General features: G+C 63.8%; 6 protein-coding genes and 1 pseudogene. 5 read left to right on the forward strand and 2 right to left on the reverse strand.

Going from position 1 to position 5,995, the window contains the following annotated elements; genetic code table 11:
- From EN749_RS28695 to EN749_RS28710, 4 genes are all read left to right on the forward strand, one after another.
- Positions 1–1,016 (forward strand): ABC transporter ATP-binding protein (locus tag EN749_RS28695; RefSeq protein WP_145991038.1); only part of this gene is annotated, 1,016 nt, incomplete at its 5' end.
- Entirely contained in the window at positions 1,016–2,182 is a 1,167-nt protein-coding gene (locus EN749_RS28700; RefSeq protein WP_128290138.1) for an MBL fold metallo-hydrolase, read from the forward strand. The genes EN749_RS28695 and EN749_RS28700, both read left to right, overlap by 1 nt.
- Entirely contained in the window at positions 2,179–2,937 is a 759-nt protein-coding gene (locus tag EN749_RS28705; protein WP_127398916.1) for a 5'/3'-nucleotidase SurE, read from the forward strand. The genes EN749_RS28700 and EN749_RS28705 overlap by 4 nt, the downstream gene beginning before the upstream one ends.
- A gap of 108 nt (positions 2,938–3,045) precedes the next feature.
- Positions 3,046–4,221: a DUF930 domain-containing protein gene (locus tag EN749_RS28710; RefSeq protein WP_128364418.1), complete on the forward strand. Its 1,176-nt coding sequence runs from the start codon at positions 3,046–3,048 to the stop codon at positions 4,219–4,221.
- Here EN749_RS28710 and EN749_RS28715 read toward each other — a convergent pair.
- Positions 4,218–4,448: pseudogene (locus EN749_RS28715) on the reverse strand (HAD family phosphatase); the annotation flags it as partial. The gene EN749_RS28710 and the pseudogene EN749_RS28715 overlap by 4 nt on opposite strands.
- A 180-nt stretch (positions 4,449–4,628) precedes the next feature.
- Here EN749_RS28715 and EN749_RS28720 point away from each other — a divergent pair.
- Positions 4,629–5,780 carry a DUF930 domain-containing protein gene (locus EN749_RS28720; RefSeq protein ID WP_128364419.1) on the forward strand — a complete coding sequence of 384 codons (1,152 nt, stop codon included), beginning with the start codon at positions 4,629–4,631 and terminating at the stop codon, positions 5,778–5,780.
- Positions 5,781–5,784: 4 nt separating this feature from the next.
- Here the strand turns inward: EN749_RS28720 and EN749_RS28725 are convergent.
- On the reverse strand, positions 5,785–5,995 hold a 211-nt coding region (locus tag EN749_RS28725; protein ID WP_145991039.1), incomplete at its 5' end, for an HAD family phosphatase.

A 5,995-nucleotide genomic window follows, 5' to 3' on the forward strand; every position in this document is an offset into this window, starting at 1 on the left:
TGTCGATCGACGTCGCCGACGGCGAGTTCCTGGCAGTGCTCGGCCCTTCCGGCTGCGGCAAGACGACGTTGCTGAGACTGGTGGCCGGATTCGAGAAAGTGACTTCGGGCGAAATCCGCATCGGCAGCGAGGTCGTGTCGGGCAAGGGCGGCAGCGTCGCGCCGGAAAAGCGGCGCGTCGGCATCGTCTTCCAGAACTATGCGCTGTGGCCGCATATGACGGTGGCCGAGAACATCGGCTATTCGCTGAAGGTGGCGAAGCTCGACAAGGCCGTCGCCCGCCGGAAGGTTGAAGACGCACTGGCCCTGGTCAATCTGCAAGGGCTGGGCGATCGCCGGCCGGCCAATCTTTCCGGCGGCCAGCGCCAGCGCGTGGCGCTAGCGCGCTGCCTTGTCGCCGCGCCCTCGCTGGTGCTGTTCGACGAGCCGCTCGCCAATCTCGACGTGCATCTGAGGGCATCGATGGAGGACGAGTTCGCATCCTTCCACAAGCGCACCGGCACCACCATCGTCTACATCACCCATGATCAGGCCGAGGCGATGGCATTGGCCGACCGCATCGCGGTGATGGATGGCGGGCGCCTTGCCCAGCTGGCGACGCCGCGAGAACTCTATCATGAGCCGGCAAATGAAATGGTCGCATCCTTCATTTCGCAAGGCATTTTGCTGCCCGCGGATGTGTTGAGCGCCGAAGAAAGGGGCCACTGCAAGGTCCGGGTTCTCGGCGCTGAACTGGTTGTCCGCTGCCGGCCAGGCCAGCGGCCGCGCGCTGGCGCCAAGATCTGCTGCCGGTCGGCCGATCTCGACGTGTCGCCGGACGGTCCCGGCTTCGATGGCCTGGTCAAGCGGGTGATCTATCAGGGTGGCTCGGCGCGCATCGAATTCACGCCTTCGACCAGTCCCGATCTCACCTTGCATTTCGAACAGCCCGACCCGGTCGTGCTGGAGAGCGGAGCCCAGGCGCGTCTGCGCATACGGTCCGGCTGGCTGATCCCGGCGGTGGGAGCAGTATCGTGATGATGCTCGACCTGCTCGGCGGCTTTGGCGAAAAGGGCCGCACCAGCCTTGCTGTCAGCAGCGGCAAGGATCGCATCCTGCTCGACGTCGGCATCAAGGTTGGCGCTTCGGGCGCGGACTACTATCCGGCGCTGGACGGGGCGGTCACCGATATCGACGCGCTGTTCGTCTCGCATGCGCATGAGGATCATGTCGGCGCGCTGAGCTGGCTGCTGTCGCGCGGCTATGCCGGCCGGATTTTCATGACGGCCGAGACCCGCAATGAGGCGCCTGCCACGCTCGCGGGCTATGCTGAGCCCGAGGATTTCAGGCGGTTCCCTTTTCCCGAAGACCGCATCGAATTGTTCGAACCCGGCGATACGCTGAAGAGCGGAAATCTCGCGATCCAGACGGGACGCTCGGGGCATGTCGTGGGCGGTGTCTGGTTTGCCGTGGACGATGGCGAGAGCCGCGTCGCCTATTCCGCCGACGTGGTGCCGGACAGCAGTGTCTTCGTCATGGACACGATCCCGCACTGCGACCTGCTTGTCCTCGATGCTTCCTATGGCGCCGATCCGGTGCCTGGGACGGCGCGGGCGCTCGAAATCTCGCAGTGGGTTGCGAGGCATTCGGGCGGGTGTCTTTTGCCGACGCCGCTCTCGGGTCGGTCGCTGGAGCTGATCGCGGCCTTGCCTGGGCCGTTCGCGATCCATGCCGGTATGCGTTCGTCGCTGGAAGCGCAGATCGGCGCCACGGCATCCCTGTTGCCAGGTGTCTCAGAACTCTTGCTTCGCCGCCTGCAAGACGCAGCCGACTGGACCGATGCTGATCCCCTGCCGTCCACGCCGTTGCTGGCGGATGACGGCATGGGTGAAGCCGGCCCGTCATCGCGCCTCTTGCCGCGTGCCGACCATTCCGGTTTTCCGGTGCTGCTTACCGGCCATCTGCCGTCAGGCTCGCCGGGCGATCTGTTGCACAAGGCCGGCCGAGCGGACTGGGTGCGCATGCCGACCCATCCGACGCTGCCGGGCAATGTCGACATCTGGGAGAAGGCCGGTCGTCCCGCCGCACTCGGTCATTCCTGCACGCCGGACCTTCTCGGCGATCTGCAAACCCACATCCCGTCGCTGCGCACGCAATGGCGCACCGGCCAGCGCATAGTGGTGTCGGAGGCAAGAAAACGATGAGAATTCTGATCTGCAACGACGACGGCATCGAAGCGCCGGGGCTTGCCCGTCTGGTCAATGCGGCCGGCGCCTTGACCGACGACGTCTGGGTGGTCGCGCCGGACGGCAAGCGCACCGCTGCCGGCTCGTCATTGACGATTGCCAGGCCATTGACCATGCGGCGCGTCAAACCGAACTGGTACTCCTGTTCCGGCACCCCGGCCGATTGCGTGGTAAGCGCCATGACCTGGCTGTTCGCCGATTCCGAGAAGCCGGGCCTTGTGCTGTCGGGCGTCAACGATGGCCGCAACGTTGCCGAGGACCTTGCCTATTCCGGTACGCTCGGCATTGCGCGGGAGGCGACGTTCTGGGGCGTTCCGGCCATCGGCTTCTCACGCGTGAAAAATCCTGATTCCACCGATGGCGACGACCAATGGCTTGGCGCGCTGATCGCTTCATTGTGGCACTCGCGCGCCGACTGGGCCGCTGAGGGTCATTGGCTGAGCATCAACCTGCCGACCTCGCTGCCGGCCGAAATCCGGCAACCGCGCATCGGCCGCGACAAGATCGCCCGCCAGGCCGAGACCGTGGAAAGCGATGGCGATCGCACAGTCATCACCGTGCCGCGCGGTCGGGCCCATGACAGTCAGCCGGGTGACGAAAACGAGGTGATCGATGCCGGCTTCATCAGCATCAACCGGCTGAACTGGTTTGGCGAGACACGGCTGGACGAACGGTTTCTGGACGGGATCCCGCGCCAGCGGCAAACTGGCTGACCTGGGGTCTGCGCGTCGTCATCCGATCACCAACCTGTCAGCGGTTAAATCAAGCCAATCCACTACCTATGCTTGAAGCCGCCGCTATTTCATTCCACATCGGTGAGGATGAAGGGCGAGACAGGAGAACGGCGGCGGCATCTGCTGTGGGCTTTGCCCGCATCGCTGATCCTGCATGCGCTCATCGCGGCGTTTCTGGTCTATGGCCTGCCGAGACCCGAGCAGCAGCCGGTTCAGCAGGAACAGCCCGTCAATGTCGCGATCGTGCCGCCACCCGAGAAGCCCAAGCCGAAACCTGCTCCAAAGCCACCTGAGCCGACACCTGAAAAGAAGGCTGAAAAGCCGCCTGAACAAAAGCCGCCTCCGGAACCGCCGAAGCCGCCAGACGACCAGGTTCTGAAGCGCGTTTTCCAGTACGGCCAGAAAGATACCGGGCCGGAGAAATCGCTCGACGGAAGCAGCGCTAAGCCCAGCACGCCGTCGCCGGCCAAGGATGAGGCGGTGAAGCCGCCTGTAGCACCGACACCCACGCCGCCCCAGCCCGCCCCGGCTGCAACGCCACAGCAGAAGGCGGAGCCCAGCAAGCCTGACGAGAAGCCAGCCACCGCTGCGCCGGACGAAAAGCCCGCGCAAAGCGAGGAGAAGCAGGCGACCGAGGAAACCGACAAACAGCAGCCGGACAAACAGGAACCCGCACCGCAACCCGCCGAAAAGCAAGCCGTCGTGACGCCAAAGCCATTGGCGGCTGAGATCGGCGACAAGCCGGCGCCTCCAGCCTCGACTGGAAAGGCAAAGCCCAAAGCCAAACCTGCCAAGACAATGACGTTCAAGCCCGCAAGAGCTTTCAAAGCGCCGATCGGGAATGCTGGAAGGTCAAATCCCACCAACGACGACGTTGCAGGATCACCGATCTATTCCGGCCTTCCGGGCGTCAGAAAGCTTTACTCGCAAGGGGCAACCGGCAATGCGTTCGCTACAAGCTCCATGGAGAATGTTCCGCGCGGTCAACGCGTGGCCACCCTTTGCGGCAACGTTCTGAGCCGGGAACTGCAAACTGCCGACTATACGGTCAAATGGGTGCCAACCATTACGCTGGACAAAGGCAATGTTCTCAATCCTCCGCAGGCCGCCTTCAGCACCAGAAACGCCTGGTACAACCTAAATTTCCGGTGCGAAGTCGACGCCGATGCGACGAGGGTCCTGTCCTTCAACTTCCGTGTGGGCTCATTGGTACCGCCTGGCGAACGGCCCAGCCGTGGATTCACAAAGTATCGTCTAAACTAGGCCGGCACACCAAACCTAGCCAATTGCCGGCTAACTTCTTGCCAGTCGGCGCAGACGAAATCGGCACCGGCAGCTGTCAGCCGCGCGGCGTGCTCGGCATAGGCATGGCCGCCACCGGTGTAGCCGATCGCCGTCATGCCTGCGGCGACCGCGCCCTGAATGCCGAAGGGCGAGTCCTCGATGACGATGCAGTCGGCCGCATTGGCGTCCATCCTGGTGGCGGCGAACTGGCTGATCCCAGGTCATGATGGGCCGGATCGTGGGCCGCCGCTTGTTGCGTCGCCCAGCACCTTGGTCGGGCTACCGCAGGGTATAATGATCCAAATCGACAAGCTGTCAGAGGCTAGATTGCGCAAATCCAATGCCTATGCTTGAAGCCGCCGCTATTTCATTCCACATCGGTCAGGATGAAGAGCGAGACAGGAGAACGGCGGCATCTGTTGTGGGCTTTGCCCGCATCGCTGATCCTGCATGCGCTCATCGCTGCGTTCCTGGTCTACAAATTCCCGGCGCCTCCCCAACAGCCGCAGCAGGAACAGGCGGTAAACGTCGCACTCGTGCCTGCGCCCGATCAGCCAAAGCCGAGACCCGCGCCGGCGCCGCCCCCAAAGGAGCCCAAGGCCGAAAAGCCGCAGGAAACGAAGGTTGAAAAACCGCCCGAGCAGAAAGTCGAAAAACCACGTCCGCCGGAAAAGCGACCTCAGAAGCCCTCGCCAGTTGAGGTTTTGAAGCCTGTTTTTCAGTTCGGCGACAAGGATACCGGCCCCAGGAAATCCCTGGATGGGGGCAGCGCTCTAGACAACTCGCCGTCACCGGCCAAGGATGATTCGAAGCCGCCTGTCGTGCCGAAGCAGGCGGAGAACCAATCCGCCACTCCGGTAGACTCCGAGGGCCGGCCAGATTCAACCAAGGCCGACGAGAAGCCGGCAACCGCGGCGAAGGACGCCGAGCCCACACAGGAGACGCAGGCAGCTTCAACCGAGGAGATAGATAAATCACAAGCAGCCAAACAGGAGGCGGAGAAGCAGGCGGCGCTCGATGCCGCCAAGCAACGGGGCGCGGCACCAGCGCCTTTGGCTGCCGATGGCGGCGGCAGCGAGATCGACCTTCCCACATCAGCCGATGCGCCGAAGCCCAAACCCACAAATGCGCCGAAGCCCAGCCCCTCAAAGCCCTCGAAGTCTGCATCTCGGAACGCTTCGGGCCTCCCAGGCGTCCGCAAGCTCTATTCACAGGGCGCTACCGGCGATGCGGTGGCCACGACCTCGAAGGGCGGCGTGCCTCGCGGCCAGCGTGCCGCCAAACTTTGCGCCAGCGCGTTGCAGCAGCAACTGCTGGGCGCCTCGTATTTCCCCGAGTTGATCCCAAGTGTTCCGCTGAAGGTCGGTAATATCCTCGACGCCCCGGATGTCGCCTTCCGCACGACAACCACATGGTACCATCTGGGCTTCCGGTGCGAGGTCGACACCGGTGCGACGAGGGTCTTGTCCTTCAATTTCCGTGTCGGGCCAGTGATCCCGGCCGACGAATCGGTCCGCCTTGGACTGCCTGTTCGCTGACAGATTAGGCCGGCACACCGAGCCCGGCCAATTGCCGGCTAACTTCTTGCCAGTCGGCGCAGACGAAATCGGCACCGGCAGCTGTCAGCCGCGCGGCGTGCTCGGCATAGGTATGGCCGCCGCCGGTGTAGCCGATCGCCGTCATGCCGGCGGCGACAGCGCCCTGGATGCCGAAGGGCGAGTCCTCGATGACGATGCAGTCAACGGGATTGGCG

This window comes from Mesorhizobium sp. M7A.F.Ca.ET.027.02.1.1, from assembly GCF_004022985.1.
Lineage (GTDB): Bacteria > Pseudomonadota > Alphaproteobacteria > Rhizobiales > Rhizobiaceae > Mesorhizobium.

Bases quoted from the DNA above. Each gene is read 5' to 3' on its own strand.
- EN749_RS28700 (WP_128290138.1), top strand. From the start codon at position 1,016: ATGATGCTCGACCTGCTCGGCGGCTTTGGCGAAAAGGGCCGCACCAGC.
- EN749_RS28705 (WP_127398916.1), top strand. From the start codon at position 2,179: ATGAGAATTCTGATCTGCAACGACGACGGCATCGAAGCGCCGGGGCTT.
- EN749_RS28710 (WP_128364418.1), top strand. From the start codon at position 3,046: ATGAAGGGCGAGACAGGAGAACGGCGGCGGCATCTGCTGTGGGCTTTG.
- EN749_RS28720 (WP_128364419.1), top strand. From the start codon at position 4,629: ATGAAGAGCGAGACAGGAGAACGGCGGCATCTGTTGTGGGCTTTGCCC.